Raw genomic sequence first — 14,427 nt, forward strand, 5'->3', positions numbered from 1 at the left:
GATCAGGTTCGGCCGCCCGGTTCACCCTCTCCCCAGCAGGGAGAGGTGGCCTGGTTCTCAACTCGCTTCGAACGTCAGATTATGCAGACAAGGTCTTGAGCTGCGCAGCGTGCCGGGGCTTCAAGCCGCCGTGCTGCGCGGGCTCTCGGCGGTGTCCTTCTTGTCCGTCTCCCTGTCGCGGGACAGCCACGCCGGAAAACGAAGCAGGCGCTCGTTGGTGTCCTTTGGCAGCTCGATGGGCGGCGCTTCAATGGCCGAACTCGGCAGGTCCAGCGCTGCGTGTCCCGTTCGCACCGCATCCGCGCGCTGATCCAGTTCGCGGAGCAGGGGATCGAGCACGCTGTCGATCTCGGTCGCCACCGACACCAGGAAACTATTGAGCTCGCGCGCCTCGGGCACAACCGCCGCAGCCTGCTCGATCGCCCTCGAGAGACCATCGACGACAGGCGCAAACGCGCCGGCGGCTTGCTTGATTCGCGTCTTGATCGCTTCGACCTCGCTCAAGACGCGCTCACGCTCACGCCTTTTCTTTTCCTCCGAAAGACGGGCTTCAATTTCGGCGATCTGGGCCGTCAGGGTCGTGGCTTCGGATGCAAGCGCATCTCGTCTTCCGCGCGCGCGATCGAGATCGCGGCTGAGATTGTCCACTAAGTCGTCCTTTCCGAACATGGCTTTGCTCCGTGGGACAGGCGCTTTGCCCTGTAGGACGGCCTTGGCGCGAACCGCCAGCCTCGCCACCGACCGGATGGCCGGATCGGCCGAAACAGGCATCAACCTCGGTCGCGTCACATGGGCCGACATGGTGATCCCCCATCGTCAACATTAGGCAACCGCATGGTTAACAGACGGTTAATGTCAACAGACGATGCGGCCATGGGGCGTGACGGCATCGGCAACGAGATCCCGAAGAACATCTCCAACGTCCCGAAGCTCCATCGCTGCCTGCGCAAGACGGACAAGTCGCAGCCGCGGTAGCCCGCCTCCCCTACCCCCGAAAATCAATGCTCCGCAGCACGATCCCCGGCGGCGTGCCCTCGAACTCCGTCGCGCGGTACTTGCTCGCGGCGCGGGCTTCGATGCGGTCGCGCAGGCGGGTGAACTGGGCTTCGCGCTGCTCGGGCCTCGCCTGCGGGCCGCGCTCGAGATAGTCCATCGCGGAGGTCGAGATCGCGCAGGCGATCTCCTTCGATCCGTCCTGCATCAGGAACTGGACGATGCCGCGGTCCTGTTCGTAGCCGACGAAGCGGCTGCTCGTGAGTGTCATGGCTTACTCCCTTACGCGATTGCACCTTGGCGGTCGCCGCGGGGCTTCGATGCCGCCGCGGCCCGCGAATTCTCCGACGTCGTCCCGGCCTGGTGCGCAATTGCGCACGGGAGCCAGGACCCATTATCCCGGTCAGCGTTGTGGAGGCACGCTGTGGCCGCGTTCGTTCACAATAACTCGGTTCGGTGGTTATGGGTCCTGGCTTTCGCCAGGACGACGGCTGTGTTCCACGGGCGCACTGCCGCTGCCGCGCTCCGGCCGGCCTTCAATTGCCGCCACTGAGCCTCAGCTGTCGCCACTGAGCCTGGCGAAATCGTCGAACAGCGCCGTCACCAGCGCGCGGTGGCGGGTGTCCTCGGTGGAGAGGCTGGCGGCATAGAGGTTGAGCAGATAGCGCGCCTTCACCGCGGCCTCGGGCCACGAGGTGGCGGGCACGGTCATCAGGCGGTTCTCGAGATCGGCCTCGCGCTCGCGCAGCTCCCGGACATTGTTCTCGACCTCGGCCAGCGCGCGGCGCAGGTCGGTCGCCTTCTGGGCGGCCATGCCGCGATGCCTGTCGAGATCCACCGGGACGTCAGTCATGGGCGACCCTCTGGGCGACGCTCGCCGGCGCGGCCTGCGCGTCCGCGGCCTGCGCGTCCGCGAGGTCCACCGAGCCGATCGACAACATTTCCGTCATGCCGGCGCCCCCGCTTTCGGCCGGCACCGTGATCATGGTGGCGATGCGGCGCCAGCACGGGAACGACAGGCCCTCGATCATCTCTTCGTCGGTGACGACGTCATAGCTGCCCGCGGGCAGCAACCGGTCGATGCCGTTGATGCGGAACGGATGCCTGAAGGTGACGGTTTCTCGTCGCGAACGGATGGTCATGGACGCCTGCCTTCCTGCGAGCGAAGCCCCAACCGACGCCGGCTATGATAAGCATGCGCTCCCTGGGCGGATATAGCCAGCACTATCGTCGCCGCGCCGCGCGCGGCCGGGGCCGCGGGCTGCGGGCTGCGTTTTAGTCCTCGCTATTGGCGTAGGGCAGGCGTAGGCTCGCTCCTATCACCGCACTTCCTGCAACGGCATCGACCGGTGACTGAGGGTCACGTGCGCTCCCGCCGTAGGACCAGTTAGCGGAGCATGGTGTTGCCCTGCTCTGGCAGGAGCGTGCGATGTCGCGGTTTCGCGTCCCGGAATGGATCGTTCCACAGGTCGACGTCGCGCTGTTCCTTCTGCTCCTGGTCTGCGCGGCGGCCATCCTCAATGGCTAGGACAATGCGCGTGCCCTATCTCGTCAGCGGCACCAACGAATATGGCTGTTCCAATCTCGGCCGCGGCAGCGCCACCGTCGCGCTGCGGCTGGCGCGGAAGCTGCTGCGCGAGGGCTACATGGACGTGCGCGTCTGCACGCCGCGCGGACGCGTGCTGCAATCCGACGAACTGGACGAACTCAAACCCCCACAGGAGACCGACGCCATGGCCAAGGGACAGCAACGCGGCAACCGCGAAACCAAGAAGCCGAAGAAGGACAAGACCAAGGTGATCGCCGCGGCCCCGAGCCGCAAGGACGCGGCGTGGCAGCCGGATTTCGGACCGGCGAAGAAGAAGTAGGACTTCTTTCGCCTCTCCCCGCTTGCGGGGAGAGGCCGGGATTTGCGCAGCAAATACCGGGTGAGGGGGACTCTCCGCGAGTCCAGCTCTCACCTCCCCTGCGGAGACTCCCCCTCACCCCAACGCTCTCAGCGCGAGCGCAGCTCGTCGCGCCCCCGCATCCGCCTTCGCCAAGGCTTCGGCGGACATGAGCGGGGCGAGGGAGCGCACCTTCGCTGCGGCAACCACCACCGTCTCCTCGCCGTCGCGCTTTTTTGCTATACTCGCCCCGGTAGCATTGCCGGGAGGGGCCGACCTGTGGAGCACGAGCGCAGAACCGAACCGAAGACCGAGCCGAAGCACCTCGTCCTCTGCTGCGACGGCACCGGCAACGAGATCAGCGAGAACATCTCCAACGTCCTCAAGCTCTATCGCTGCCTGCGCAAGACCGACAAGACGCAGCCGCGGCAGATGGTGTTCTACGATCCCGGCGTCGGCACGGTGACGGAGCCGACGACGTGGCACCGCCTCAAGGCCAACGTCAATCTGGTGCTGGGGCTCGCCACCGGCTACGGGCTCGATGACAACGTGCTGTCGGCCTATTGCTTCCTGGTCGAGCACTATGCGCCCGGCGACAAGATCTACCTGTTCGGCTTCTCGCGCGGCGCCTATACCGTGCGCGTGCTGGCGGGGCTGATCCACAAGGTGGGGCTGATCTCGCCGGAGCAGGCCAACCTCGCAGGCAGTGGCCTCGTCGCCTACAAGCAATATTCCGGCTCGGGGCGCGGCAACGACATCGCGGACCTCAAGGACGTCGGCTCCGACGACGACGGGCCGCTGCCGCAGGATAAGTTCGACCTCGCCGCGCAGTTCGCGCGCATCACCTCCTCGCGCTGGCCGACCATCCATTTCATCGGGGTGTGGGACACCGTGGCGAGCGTGATCGTGCCGCGTCCCGACCGGCTGTACTGGCCGAGCTTCGAGGAGCTCGCCTTCACGCTGCGCAATCCGAGCGTGAAGATCTTTCGGCAGGCGATCGCGATCGACGAGCGGCGCTGCATGTTCCGCCTCAAGCAATGGCGGGAGCCGCAGGAATATTGGAGCAACCGCTTCGTGCCCGACGACAAGAAAGAGCCGCAGGACATCATGCAGGTGTGGTTCGCCGGCGTGCACAGCGACGTCGGCGGCGGCTATCCGGAGGCCCAGAGCGGCGAGTCGAAATATCCGCTGATCTGGATGATCGACGAGGCGGGAAAGGCCGGGCTCAACTTCAACCCGCGCACCGTGAACCAGCTCGCCTGGGGCGTCCATCGCAAGAACTCGCCGTTCCAGTATGTGCCGCCCGCCTACACCGGCAAGACCGGCGAATTGCACAATTCGATGACGGCGGCCTGGCGGCTGCTGGAATATTTGCCGAAGAGCGCGAAGTACAAGGAGTGGCCGGAGCGAAAAGTGTTTCTCGGCTTCTACATCCCCGATTGCGAGCCGCGCCTGATCCCCGAAGGCGCGCATGTGCACGAGAGCGTCGTGAAGCGGATGGCGGTGGAGCCGGACTACCGGCCGGTGAATCTGCCGAAGACCTACGAGACGGTGCCGATGCCGGTGCCGCCACATGTGGGGGTGGCAACGGAGGCGGAGACGGTGACGGGGTGAGATGGAGCGGAGGCGCCGACGGCGGAGCGTGGGGCAACGCCGTCGCACCCCGCTACCGCCGCTTTCGCCATTCGCAGCTACTTTTCATTAAAATTCTCGCGCCCACCTTAGTCGGATCGCATCAACTCCCGTCGATCATTGGGAAGAGACCACCCGCGCTATCCGCGGAATTGGAGGAGATGTGCCAATGCATCCGCGAAAGTTCGCCCGTGTAAAACCCGCAGGGCTGGTGTCCCGCCAGGCCAAGATCATCACCGACCCGCGCGCGCCGGTGATCCCCTGCACGCTGATCGACTATTCGCCCGGCGGGGCCTGCGTCGATCTCGGCGGCCAGGTGAGCATCCCCGACAGGTTCGAGCTGCTGCACGTCAACACCAAGAAGCGCTGCCGCATCGCCTGGAAGCGCGGCACGCGGGTCGGCGTGGTGTTTTGAGGCGCGAGCTGCCTCCTTGGCTCTGCCGTAGCCTCTCGCTCCATGGTCGTCCTGGCGAAAGCCAGGACCCATACCGCGGAATCTATCGGTTGTGGATGGTAGGCGTACCGGACGACGAGTCTCCGCCAAACTTCTCCCTGGGGTAATGGGTCCTGGCTTTCGCCAGGACGACACCGGAATTTGCGGCGACGGCTTCGCCTACGTCCGCATCCTGGCCTTCGCGCCGGCGACGATCTGCATGGCGACGCCGCCGACCCAGCCGAACAGAGAGAGCCAGGTCCAGGCCAGGTGCGGATCGAGCCGCAGCACGATGACGGCGACGGAAGCGAGCGCGGTGAGCGTGGCGCAGAGCGTCCCGGCCGAGCTCAAGAATTCCGCGGCGTCGATGGCGCTGTGCGCCTCGTCGAAGGGCAGCTGCGGCGTGTCGATGCCGAGATAGAAGCCGACCGCACCGAGCGCCATCATCAGCAGCAGGAAACCCTGCGTGGTGAGCACGGGGATTGCCGACCCGACATAGGCGCCGACGAACAGTCCGCACGCCGCGCCTGCCATCGCAAGGCCCACGCGCTCGAAGATGTGAGCAGCTTTGCGGACAGGATAACGCATGGCGGGCCTCCGTGAGGCGTTGAACGTGCGAAGGTTAGGCCAGTTTTGCGGGGGGTGGAAGCCGAGGGATGTTACGGATGCGTGAGGGAACGGCTGCGATCGCGCAACTTAAACCTATCGAGTTACTCCCTGTGGTTATGCCGCTGTCCTTGCGCCTCGCATGCGCCCCCTACCTCGCCCCGAACGTCGTCTTGCCGAACAGCGCCTTCTGCGTCGACGGCTGCGAGCGCCAGTATTGCGGCGGGGCTTCGACCTCGCCGCCGACTTCGGCGGCGGCGTGCCAGCCCCAGCGCGGGTCGTAGAGCATGCCGCGGGCGAGCGCGACCATGTCGGCCTTGCCGGAGGCGACGATCTCCTCGGCATGCTTCGCATCGGAGATCAGGCCGACGGCGATGGTGGGCAGTCCCGTCTCGCGGCGGATGGCGTCTGCGAACTGCACCTGATAGCCGGGGCCGAGCGGAATCTTCTGCAGCGGCGAGACGCCGCCGGAGGAGGCATCGATCCAGTCGATGCCGCGCGCCTTCAGCGCGCTGGCGAATTCGATGGTCTGCGCCAGATCCCAGCCGCCCTCGACCCAGTCGGTCGACGACACCCGCATGCCGATCGGCTTGTCGTGCGGGAACACGGCACGCACCGCGTCGTAGACCTCGAGCGGGAAGCGCATCCGGTTTTGCAGGCTGCCGCCATATTCGTCGGTGCGCCGGTTCGAGATCGGCGACAGGAACTGATGCAGGAGATAGCCGTGCGCGCCGTGCAGCTCGATGGCGTCGATGCCGATCCGCTCCGCGCGTTTCGCAGCCTCGACGAAGGCCTCGCGGATGCGCGTCAGGCCCGCGGCATCGAGCGCGAGCGGCGCGGCCTCGCCCTCCTTGTGCGGCAGCGCGCTTGGGGCCACCGTCTGCCAGCCGCCTTCACTGATCGGGATCAGCTGGCCGCCGTCCCAGGGCCGCGCGCTGGAGGCCTTGCGGCCGGCATGGGCGAGCTGCATCGCGACCGCGGTCGTGGAATGCTTGCGCACGGAGGCGAGAATCTGCTTCAGCGCGGCTTCGGCGGCGTCGCTGTAGAGCCCGAGGCAGCCCGGCGTGATGCGGCCGATCGCTTCCACATGGGTCGCCTCGATGCAGAACATCGACGCGCCCGACAGCGAAAGATTGTTGATGTGGGTGAAGTGCCAGTCGGTCGGAACGCCGTCGTCGGCCGAATACTGGCACATCGGCGACACCACGACGCGGTTCTTCAAGGTCAGGCCGCGCAGCTTGATCGGAGAAAACAGGGCGCTCATGCAGGGAGTTCCGGGGGATGGAGGGCAATCATGGAAGTGTAGTGAGCGGATGCCGGATTGCTAGCCGCGCGGCGGACATGCCCGCCCGTGGCGGCATGCATTGCGCAACCGTGCCGGCCTCAGGCCGGGAACGACCCGCTACTGCTCGAAAACCCCAAGCCGAAGCTTGCCGACGCGGTTGCGATTCCCGCGCCCGAGCGTGACAGTGGCGTGGGCGGCGAACTCGATCGTATAGCGGCCGTCATCCATCCTGGTCAGGCTGCCGAGATCGCCGAGCTTGTCGGCAAGCGTCTTGTCGTCCTCGACGAACAGACGGTAGTCGTTGAGATCGTAGCTGCGCGGTCCCCGCCACTTCACTGTCGGGAAATAGGTGCGCATGTCGCCGTCGGTCTTGACGACGACCGTGCGGCCCGCCGCCTTGCGAAACAGGTCCGGCGTCTCGATCAGCCGCGCGCGATTGCCTTCGATCGCATAGACGTTCAGCGTCATGATGTGACGCTCGGTGCGGAAGGAGACCGCGACATAGCGCGAGTCGGGCGACCAGGCCGCGTAGTAGGCATCGGACGCGGTGTCGAGATTGTTCTCGTGGCTGATGTTATCCAGCACGGCCAGCCTGCGATGCTTCGGCTCCGCCATCAGATAGGCGTGAAATTTATCATGCGCGCCGTCGCCCTCACCATGGACGGCGATGGCGAGCCGCTTGTTCGGCGCCCACCCGCCCGAGATGATGCCGTACTCGCCCTTCGCATAGGTGTGCTCGGCCGTGGCGTGCGCCTGCGGCAGGCCGGCAAGCACGACGAAGAGCGCAGCAGCGATGGCACAGCGGAATTGCATGATGGTTTGTCGCGGCCAAAAGCCACCGCGTTCAACGATGACTTCACTCCACCAGCGTGAACTGGAGCAGCAGCGTGCGCTGGAGCATTGAAAAATTGTCGTCCGAGACCAGCGTCAGCACGGTGTCGCCCCCGGGCGTGACGTGGGCGTCGATGCCTTCCATGTTGTCGATCTCCTGGCCGAGATCGGCCTTGAACAGCGCAGGGCCGTCGACCACCGCGCCCGGCGCGATCGATTTCAGGGGAATCGAGCGGATGCGGATGTCGACGCCGGTGAACCAGGAGAATTTGCGTTCGAGGATGAGCAGCTCGCCCGACGGCAAGAGCACCGCGTCGCTGATGTCGAACTTCTCGGTGCGGCGGACGCTGAACTGGCCGGGCGTGGGGCCGCCGATCAGGAACGCGACCAGATTGCCGTCGGCGTCCAGCCCGCGCTCGGAGAAGGCGATCAGGGTGCCGGCGAGCGGCTGGCCCTTCGGGACGAAGACCAGCCCCTCGAGCCCCTTGTTGTGCGGCAGCTTGCGCAACGCGGGCGGCACCTGGATCACCTCGCCGCGGGCGCGCGTGCCGCCTTTCGAAAAATCGTAGCGCAGGATCTGGTTGACGCGCTCGAGCCCGACATAGACGACATTGCCGTCGCGCGTCAGCGACTCCGAATCCCACCAGAGACGCTTTTCCGTGATCGGCCGTCCCTCCGCATTGAGCAGCGGCGCGGCCTCAACGTCGTCGAGCCCGGCCATCCTGCTGCCGGAATAGCGGATGGCCCCGGTGAACCAGCCGCCCTGGTCGGAGACCGCAAGGAAGCGTTCGCCTTTCGCATCCAGCCGGATGCCGGACAGGCCGCCGAAGCCGCGATAGGGCGAGGTCAGCACCAGGCCGCTGCGATACTCCAGCGAACCGAAGCGCGTGCGCGAGCGGTCGCGCGGCTCGAAATTCGGGATCGGCCGCGCGTTGACCTCGATGCTGACGGGCTCGGCGACGGCGCGCTCGACCTGGAGCGGCCGCGGCGGCGGCTCGGTCGCGACTTGCGCCTGCGCCAGACCGGACAGTGCGAAAGTGGAAAATCCCGCCGCCGCGTGGCCAAGGAAGCTGCGGCGGGATCGAAGCGTGCTCACGAATGCAGTTTGCGGCGCGGACGGCTTGCCGAGGGCTGCGGTGCGGTCGCCGTCTCGCTGAACAGCTCGGCAAGCTTCTCGGTGATGGCGCCGCCGAGCTCCTCGGCGTCCACGATCGTCACTGCGCGGCGATAGTAGCGCGTGACGTCATGGCCGATGCCGATCGCGATCAGCTCGACCGGCGAGCGGGTCTCGATCTCCTCGATGATGTGGCGCAGGTGCCGCTCGAGATAGTTGCCGGCGTTGACCGACAGCGTGGAATCGTCGACCGGCGCGCCGTCCGAGATCATCATCAGGATCTTGCGCTGCTCGGGCCGGCCGAGCAGGCGCTTGTGCGCCCAGTCTAGCGCCTCGCCGTCGATGTTCTCTTTCAGCAGACCCTCGCGCATCATCAGGCCGAGGTTCTTCCGCGCACGGCGCCAGGGCGCGTCGGCGGACTTGTAGATGATGTGGCGGAGATCGTTGAGACGGCCGGGATTGGCCGGCTTGCCGGCGGCAAGCCACGCTTCACGCGACTGCCCGCCCTTCCAGGCGCGCGTGGTGAAGCCGAGAATCTCGACCTTGACGCCGCAACGCTCCAGCGTGCGGGCGAGGATGTCGGCGCAGGTCGCCGCCACCGTGATCGGGCGGCCGCGCATCGAGCCGGAATTGTCGAGCAGCAGCGTCACCACGGTGTCGCGGAACGTCGCCTCCTTCTCGTGCATGAAGGACAGCGGGTGATAGGGATCGGTCACCACGCGCGACAGCCGCGCGGGGTCGAGGATGCCCTCTTCGAGATCGAACTCCCAGGCGCGATTCTGCTGCGCCATCAGCTTGCGCTGCAGCCGGTTGGCGAGGCGGGCGACGATGCCTTGCAGATGCGCCAGCTGCTTGTCGAGATAGGCGCGCAGGCGCTCCAGCTCGTCATGGTCGCAGAGGTCTTCGGCGGCGATGACTTCGTCGAATTTCGGCGCGAAGGCGTGATATTCCGGCCCGCGCGGCTCGTTCTTCCCGTGCGCGTTCGGACGCGTCGCCTCGCCCGGCGTCTCGTCGTCGCCGAGCTCGCCGTCGTCGAACGTGTCTGACGTCGAGGCCTGCGCGCTTTCCATCGCGCTCTCGCTCATCTCCTCGCTCGACGCCTGCGCCTGGTCGGCGCTCATCTCCTGGGCGGCATCGGAATCGGGCGAGCCCTCGGCGCCGGACTGGTCGTTGTCGCCGTCGCGGTTTTCGTCGTCGTCGTCATTCTCTTCGCTGTCGGCGTTGCGCTCGTCGCCGAGCTCGAGCGCCGACAAGAGGTCATGCACGGCGTCGCCGAACCTGGTCTGGTCCTCGACCACGCCGTCGAGCCGGTCGAGGCGCTTGCCGATCTTGTCTTCGAGAATCGGCCGCCAGAGATCGACCATCTTCTTCGCAGCCGTCGGCGGCGCCATGCCGGTGAGGCGCTCGCGCACCAGCATCGCCAGCGCATCGGCCAGCGGCGCGTCGGCGCGATCGGTGATCTCGTCGAACTTGCCGCGATGGAAATGGTCGTCGAGCATCGCGGTGAGGTTTTTCGCAACGCCCGCCATGCGGCGCGCGCCGATCGCCTCCACCCTCGCCTGCTCGACCGCTTCGAACACACCGCGTGCCTGCGGATTGCCCGGCATCAGCTTGCGATGCAGCTTCGGATCGTGACAGGCGAGCTTCAGCGCGATGGAATCCGCGTGGCCGCGCACGATGGCGGCATCGCGCTTGGTCATCTTGCGCGCCGGCTCGGGCAGCCGCGCCTTGCCGGGCGCAAGGCCCGGCCGCTCGGCGGCAAAGGAGACCTCGAGCTCGGGCGATTTCGCGATCGCCTTCAGGCAGGAGGCGACCGAGCGCTTGAACGGCTCGGTCGGCGCTTCCTTGCTGTTACGGAATTTGGAATTGGATGATGATGTGCTCATAGCGACTTCGTAAACGAATGGCGCGTCACGCCGCCCGGATAGCCCTTGAGAGTGCCGAATTCCTCGTACCCGCAGGAACGATAGAAGCCCGGCGCCTGGAAACTCATCGTGTCGACATAGGCTTGGATCGCGCCATGCCGTCTCGCCTCATCCTCGATCGCCGCGATCAGCTTCGTCCCAAAACCCTTGCCGCGCTGCTTCTGGTCGATCCAGAAGTACTGGATGAACAGAACCGTGGCCCAGAGATGCCCGACGATGCCGCCGACGATCTTGCGGCGGTCCTTCAGTGAGACCGCGATGCTCCTGACCTTCTGCTTCCCAAAGTGCTCGTCGTTATAGGCGCCGAGCCCGGCGAGCACAGCCTTCTTGGTCGTCCCAATGGTGCGCTCGACGGTGATGGTGGCCATGGGTCAGCTGAGCGCCACGTTGACTGCCGATTCCGGCAGCTCCGCATTGAAGCAGCGCTGGTAGAACTCGGCGACCAGGGGACGCTCGAGCTCGTCGCACTTGTTGAGGAAGGTGACGCGGAAGGCGAAACCGATATCGCCGAAGATGTCGGCGTTTTCCGCCCAGGTGATCACCGTGCGCGGGCTCATCACCGTCGACAGATCGCCATTGGCGAACGCGTTGCGGGTGAGATCGGCGAGGCGCACCATCTTGTTGACGATGTCGCGACCTTCCTGGGTGCGATAGTGCTTGGCCTTCGCCAGCACGATCTCTACTTCCTCGTCGTGGCTGAGATAGTTCAGCGTGGTGACGATCGACCAGCGGTCCATCTGGCCCTGGTTGATCTGCTGGGTGCCGTGATAGAGGCCCGAGGTGTCGCCAAGGCCGACCGTGTTGGCGGTCGCAAACAGCCGGAAGGACGGATGCGGCTTGATCACCTTGTTCTGATCCAGGAGCGTCAGGCGGCCGGAGACTTCCAGCACGCGCTGGATCACGAACATCACGTCCGGACGGCCGGCGTCGTATTCGTCGAACACCAGCGCGACGTTGTGCTGGAGCGCCCAGGGCAGGATGCCGTCGCGGAATTCGGTGACCTGCTTGCCGTCGCGGACCACGATCGAGTCCTTGCCGACGAGGTCGATACGGCTGATGTGGCTGTCGAGGTTGACGCGCACGCAGGGCCAGTTCAGGCGGGCGGCGACCTGCTCGATATGGGTGGATTTGCCGGTACCGTGATAGCCGGTCACCATCACGCGGCGATTGCGGGCGAAGCCGGCGAGAATGGCGAGCGTGGTGGCGCGGTCGAAGCGGTAGTCGGAATCAACTTCAGGCACATGAGGATCGACTTCGGAATAGGCCGGCACTTCGAGATCGCTGTCGATCCCGAACACCTGGCGCACCGACACCTTCATGTCGGGCAAACCGGAAACTTCCTCAACTTTGGACATGGCGGCGGTCGTCATCAATCCTCCGAGGCCCCGGGCGATCCCGAGACCAGTTATTGCACGGTGGCTGCGGCTGGGTGCGTTTGCGAACCTATCAGAGACAACGTGCGGGCAGAAGCCCGCCCTCCAATCAAAGTTCCGTTGTCTTTTCATTTAGATAGGCAAGGAACGCGATTTTTGGAAGGCTGCCCTGCGAATCACGCTCGAATTTCGGGCGGGCCAGCTGGCCTGCCCACGCGAGTGGCACTTTTACCGCTTCTCCTTACTTATGTAGGGTCTGGACCGACGTAACCCCTCCCACCACGAAAGACGACGTGACGTCATTCCTCGATCCCTTCATCGCTTTCGTCTCGGCCCACGCGTGGCTGGCTTATCTGACCCTGTTCCTGGCAGCGCTTCTGGAAGCCGTTCCGGTGGTGGGATCGGTGGTCCCGGGCTCGACCATTATCCTGGCGCTCAGCGCCCTGATCCCGGGCGGCGAGCTGAAACTCGGCTGGGTGCTGCTGGCGGCCGCGCTCGGGGCCGTGCTGGGTGACGGCTCGGCCTACTGGATCGGGCACCGGCAGCAGCGCGAGATCCTCAACACCTGGCCGCTGACCAATTATCCGCGCGTGGTCGAGGAGAGCGAAAGCTTCTTCCACCGCTTCGGCACCTGGGCCGTGTTCTTTGCCCGCTTCGTGCCGCCGATCCGCGCATTTGTCCCGGTCACGGCCGGCGCGCTCGGGATGCCCCCTGCCCGCTTCTACGCGATCAACATCCCGGCGATCCTGGTCTGGGCCCCCGCGCATGTGCTGCCGGGCGTGCTGGCGGTGTCGGCCCTGCACGAATATGCCGGGCTGCCGCACCATGAGCACGTCGGCAAGCATATCTGGATGCTCGCCGTGATCGGCGGTGCGATCGTGCTGAGCGTGACGGTTTGGATCTATCGTCGGCGGAACGGTGGTGGTGTCGCGGCGGCCAAGCCGCGGGTCTGATTAGCTTTGGCTGCCACGGCGGACGGAGGTGAGCTCCCTCCCCCGCTTGCGGGGGAGGGTTGGGGGGAGGGTGCATCCACAATCGAGAACCCCCAAGAGGAGGGAGCCCTCACCCGCGCCTCCGGCGCGACCTCTCCCGCAAGCGGGAGAGGTTAGGACCCGCCCGTCCGCCGCCCCGGCGCGGGTCCAACGTACCGCGCGCGCGGGCGGATCAGCTTGCCGAACTGCAATTGCTCGCTGGCGTGCGCAATCCAGCCGACGCTGCGGGCCATCGCAAACAGCGCGAGCTCGCTGCCCGCAGGCAGGCGCAGGGCATGCACGAGGACGGCGAGCGCATAGTCGATATTGACGAATTCGCCGGTCGCCTCGGCGATCCGCTCCGGCACTTCGCGCGTGAATTTGCGCGGCGCGCCGGCGCGCGACAGCGCATTCAGCAGCGATTGCGCGCGGGGATCGCCGCGCTTGTAGACGCCATGGCCGAAGCCGGCGAAGCGCTCGCCGAGCGCGACGCGTTCGCGCACCACGGGAGCGACATCGCGGTCGACCAGCGTTTTCACCAGCTGTGAAGCCAGCACGCCGGCGCCGCCATGCTTGGGTCCCTTCAGCGCGGCGAGGCCGGCGATGACGGCATCGTAGAGATTGAGGCCGGTCGAGGCCGCGCAGCGCGCGGTGAAGGTCGAGGCGTTCAGTTCATGATCGGCGAGCAGAACGAGCGCGCGGCGGATCAGATCGGGTGCATGCTTGTTGTCCGCCGCCCAGACGCGCGCGACCTGCTGGTGCAGCGGCTCGGCCGAGGCTTCCGCATTGAGCATGGTCGCAACCAGCAGGCGGACGATGCGCGCGCCGACCATGGCGCGGCCATCGGGAGCGCGGGTGAAGGCGCGGGGATCGGCGCTCGCGGCGAGCGCCAGCACGGCGATGGCGCGGTCGATCGGCGCCGCGCGGCGCGCGGCGCCTGCGATCGTGCGCATCTCCTCGGAGATCTCGGGCTGATTGTCAGGCGCAAACGGATCGACGCCGGAGACGTCCCAGAGCAGCGTCGCCGTGTGCTCCAGCGTGTCGTTCTCGGCGAGGTCGACGCAATTGACGCCCCGATAGATCGCGCCCTCCTCGGTGATGGTCGAGATCTCCGTGTCCATGACCGGCAAGTCGGCATCGAAGCTGCGCAGCCCGCGCGGCTCCGGCGACGGCACCCGGCGCTCCTTCAGGGCGCGGACGTCCTCGGCGCGGTAGCGGTTCTTGCGCGAATCCGGCGTCGGCTCGGAGCGGATCAGGCCGCGGCTGACATAGGCGTAGAGCGTGGCCGGCGAGATCGCGAGTTCGGCGGCCGCCTCCCGGGCGGAGAGGTAGAGCTCATCAGAATTTTTCATATTGATTTATGTAATCAAGATTGATC

17 protein-coding genes are annotated in these 14,427 nt (G+C 66.2%); 5 read left to right on the top strand and 12 right to left on the bottom strand.

Translation table 11 applies throughout. The features are described from left to right. Positions 1 to 120 precede the first annotated feature (120 nt). A complete protein-coding gene (locus EI171_RS03255; RefSeq protein ID WP_246740443.1) occupies positions 121 to 669 on the bottom strand; it encodes a hypothetical protein in 549 nt (182 codons plus the stop codon). A 183-nt stretch (positions 670 to 852) separates the two neighbouring features. Here EI171_RS03255 and EI171_RS46375 point away from each other — a divergent pair, with 183 nt between their 5' ends. Next, on the top strand, positions 853 to 975 hold the full coding sequence (locus tag EI171_RS46375) for a hypothetical protein (RefSeq protein WP_256380412.1): 123 nt from the start codon (positions 853 to 855) through the stop codon (positions 973 to 975). A 10-nt stretch (positions 976 to 985) separates the two neighbouring features. On the opposite strand, the gene EI171_RS03260 is transcribed toward EI171_RS46375, so the two are convergent. The 3 genes from EI171_RS03260 to EI171_RS03270 form a co-directional block, all read right to left on the bottom strand. Continuing rightward, positions 986 to 1,264 (bottom strand): DUF1488 domain-containing protein, encoded by a 279-nt coding sequence (locus EI171_RS03260; protein ID WP_011083000.1) that lies wholly within the window; start codon positions 1,262 to 1,264, stop codon positions 986 to 988. 285 nt (positions 1,265 to 1,549) lie between these two features. After that, positions 1,550 to 1,846: a hypothetical protein gene (locus EI171_RS03265; protein WP_027545228.1), complete on the bottom strand. Its 297-nt coding sequence runs from the start codon at positions 1,844 to 1,846 to the stop codon at positions 1,550 to 1,552. Beyond that, positions 1,839 to 2,135, bottom strand: coding sequence for a hypothetical protein (locus EI171_RS03270; RefSeq protein WP_011083002.1), 297 nt, complete (start codon positions 2,133 to 2,135; stop codon positions 1,839 to 1,841). The genes EI171_RS03265 and EI171_RS03270 overlap by 8 nt, the downstream gene beginning before the upstream one ends. A gap of 390 nt (positions 2,136 to 2,525) precedes the next feature. Between EI171_RS03270 and EI171_RS44585 the strand changes: the two genes are divergently transcribed. The 3 genes from EI171_RS44585 to EI171_RS03285 all read left to right on the top strand — a co-directional run bounded on the left by EI171_RS44585 (position 2,526) and on the right by EI171_RS03285 (position 4,926). Beyond that, positions 2,526 to 2,861 (top strand): hypothetical protein, encoded by a 336-nt coding sequence (locus EI171_RS44585; RefSeq protein ID WP_038966647.1) that lies wholly within the window; start codon positions 2,526 to 2,528, stop codon positions 2,859 to 2,861. 297 nt (positions 2,862 to 3,158) lie between these two features. Then, positions 3,159 to 4,493, top strand: coding sequence for a DUF2235 domain-containing protein (locus EI171_RS03280; protein WP_161532588.1), 1,335 nt, complete (start codon positions 3,159 to 3,161; stop codon positions 4,491 to 4,493). A 187-nt stretch (positions 4,494 to 4,680) separates the two neighbouring features. Further along, the gene (locus EI171_RS03285) at positions 4,681 to 4,926 is read left to right on the top strand and encodes a PilZ domain-containing protein (RefSeq protein ID WP_161532589.1); all 246 of its coding nucleotides are present in this window, start codon (positions 4,681 to 4,683) and stop codon (positions 4,924 to 4,926) included. Between the two features lie 198 nt (positions 4,927 to 5,124). On the opposite strand, the gene EI171_RS03290 is transcribed toward EI171_RS03285, so the two are convergent. The 7 genes from EI171_RS03290 to cobS all read right to left on the bottom strand — a co-directional run bounded on the left by EI171_RS03290 (position 5,125) and on the right by cobS (position 12,060). Beyond that, on the bottom strand, positions 5,125 to 5,532 hold the full coding sequence (locus EI171_RS03290) for a hypothetical protein (RefSeq protein WP_161532590.1): 408 nt from the start codon (positions 5,530 to 5,532) through the stop codon (positions 5,125 to 5,127). A 169-nt stretch (positions 5,533 to 5,701) separates the two neighbouring features. Then, positions 5,702 to 6,814 (bottom strand): NADH:flavin oxidoreductase/NADH oxidase, encoded by a 1,113-nt coding sequence (locus EI171_RS03295; protein ID WP_161532591.1) that lies wholly within the window; start codon positions 6,812 to 6,814, stop codon positions 5,702 to 5,704. A gap of 138 nt (positions 6,815 to 6,952) precedes the next feature. After that, positions 6,953 to 7,648, bottom strand: coding sequence for a hypothetical protein (locus EI171_RS03300; protein WP_161532592.1), 696 nt, complete (start codon positions 7,646 to 7,648; stop codon positions 6,953 to 6,955). A 43-nt stretch (positions 7,649 to 7,691) separates the two neighbouring features. Beyond that, complete coding sequence (locus tag EI171_RS03305) at positions 7,692 to 8,762, bottom strand: esterase-like activity of phytase family protein (RefSeq protein ID WP_161532593.1); 1,071 nt, start codon at positions 8,760 to 8,762, stop codon at positions 7,692 to 7,694. After that, positions 8,759 to 10,666, bottom strand: a complete 1,908-nt coding sequence (gene cobT / locus EI171_RS03310; RefSeq protein ID WP_011083010.1) for a cobaltochelatase subunit CobT — start codon at positions 10,664 to 10,666, stop codon at positions 8,759 to 8,761. Before cobT ends, EI171_RS03305 begins: the two co-directional genes overlap by 4 nt. Next, positions 10,663 to 11,073, bottom strand: a complete 411-nt coding sequence (locus EI171_RS03315) for a GNAT family N-acetyltransferase (RefSeq protein ID WP_011083011.1) — start codon at positions 11,071 to 11,073, stop codon at positions 10,663 to 10,665. The genes cobT and EI171_RS03315 overlap by 4 nt, the downstream gene beginning before the upstream one ends. Before the next feature lie 3 nt (positions 11,074 to 11,076). Continuing rightward, on the bottom strand, positions 11,077 to 12,060 hold the full coding sequence (gene cobS / locus EI171_RS03320; protein ID WP_370139181.1) for a cobaltochelatase subunit CobS: 984 nt from the start codon (positions 12,058 to 12,060) through the stop codon (positions 11,077 to 11,079). A gap of 311 nt (positions 12,061 to 12,371) precedes the next feature. Here cobS and EI171_RS03325 point away from each other — a divergent pair, with 311 nt between their 5' ends. Further along, a complete protein-coding gene (locus EI171_RS03325; RefSeq protein WP_161532594.1) occupies positions 12,372 to 13,031 on the top strand; it encodes a DedA family protein in 660 nt (219 codons plus the stop codon). 152 nt (positions 13,032 to 13,183) lie between these two features. Here EI171_RS03325 and EI171_RS03330 read toward each other — a convergent pair whose 3' ends face one another. After that, the gene (locus EI171_RS03330; RefSeq protein ID WP_011083014.1) at positions 13,184 to 14,401 is read right to left on the bottom strand and encodes a citrate synthase family protein; all 1,218 of its coding nucleotides are present in this window, start codon (positions 14,399 to 14,401) and stop codon (positions 13,184 to 13,186) included. Between the last annotated feature and the right edge of the window lie 26 nt (positions 14,402 to 14,427).

This window comes from Bradyrhizobium sp. LCT2, from assembly GCF_009931255.1.
In the GTDB taxonomy this organism is placed as follows: Bacteria; Pseudomonadota; Alphaproteobacteria; order Rhizobiales; family Xanthobacteraceae; genus Bradyrhizobium; species Bradyrhizobium diazoefficiens.

Bases quoted from the DNA above. Each gene is read 5' to 3' on its own strand.
- EI171_RS03255 (WP_246740443.1), bottom strand. From the start codon at position 669: ATGTTCGGAAAGGACGACTTAGTGGACAATCTCAGCCGCGATCTCGAT.
- EI171_RS46375 (WP_256380412.1), top strand. From the start codon at position 853: ATGTCAACAGACGATGCGGCCATGGGGCGTGACGGCATCGGCAACGAG.
- EI171_RS03295 (WP_161532591.1), bottom strand. From the start codon at position 6,814: ATGAGCGCCCTGTTTTCTCCGATCAAGCTGCGCGGCCTGACCTTGAAG.
- EI171_RS03330 (WP_011083014.1), bottom strand. From the start codon at position 14,401: ATGAAAAATTCTGATGAGCTCTACCTCTCCGCCCGGGAGGCGGCCGCC.
- EI171_RS03300 (WP_161532592.1), bottom strand. From the start codon at position 7,648: ATGCAATTCCGCTGTGCCATCGCTGCTGCGCTCTTCGTCGTGCTTGCC.
- EI171_RS03315 (WP_011083011.1), bottom strand. From the start codon at position 11,073: ATGGCCACCATCACCGTCGAGCGCACCATTGGGACGACCAAGAAGGCT.
- EI171_RS03270 (WP_011083002.1), bottom strand. From the start codon at position 2,135: ATGACCATCCGTTCGCGACGAGAAACCGTCACCTTCAGGCATCCGTTC.
- cobT (WP_011083010.1), bottom strand. From the start codon at position 10,666: ATGAGCACATCATCATCCAATTCCAAATTCCGTAACAGCAAGGAAGCG.
- EI171_RS03285 (WP_161532589.1), top strand. From the start codon at position 4,681: ATGCATCCGCGAAAGTTCGCCCGTGTAAAACCCGCAGGGCTGGTGTCC.
- EI171_RS44585 (WP_038966647.1), top strand. From the start codon at position 2,526: ATGCGCGTGCCCTATCTCGTCAGCGGCACCAACGAATATGGCTGTTCC.
- EI171_RS03260 (WP_011083000.1), bottom strand. From the start codon at position 1,264: ATGACACTCACGAGCAGCCGCTTCGTCGGCTACGAACAGGACCGCGGC.
- EI171_RS03290 (WP_161532590.1), bottom strand. From the start codon at position 5,532: ATGCGTTATCCTGTCCGCAAAGCTGCTCACATCTTCGAGCGCGTGGGC.
- EI171_RS03265 (WP_027545228.1), bottom strand. From the start codon at position 1,846: ATGACTGACGTCCCGGTGGATCTCGACAGGCATCGCGGCATGGCCGCC.
- cobS (WP_370139181.1), bottom strand. From the start codon at position 12,060: ATGTCCAAAGTTGAGGAAGTTTCCGGTTTGCCCGACATGAAGGTGTCG.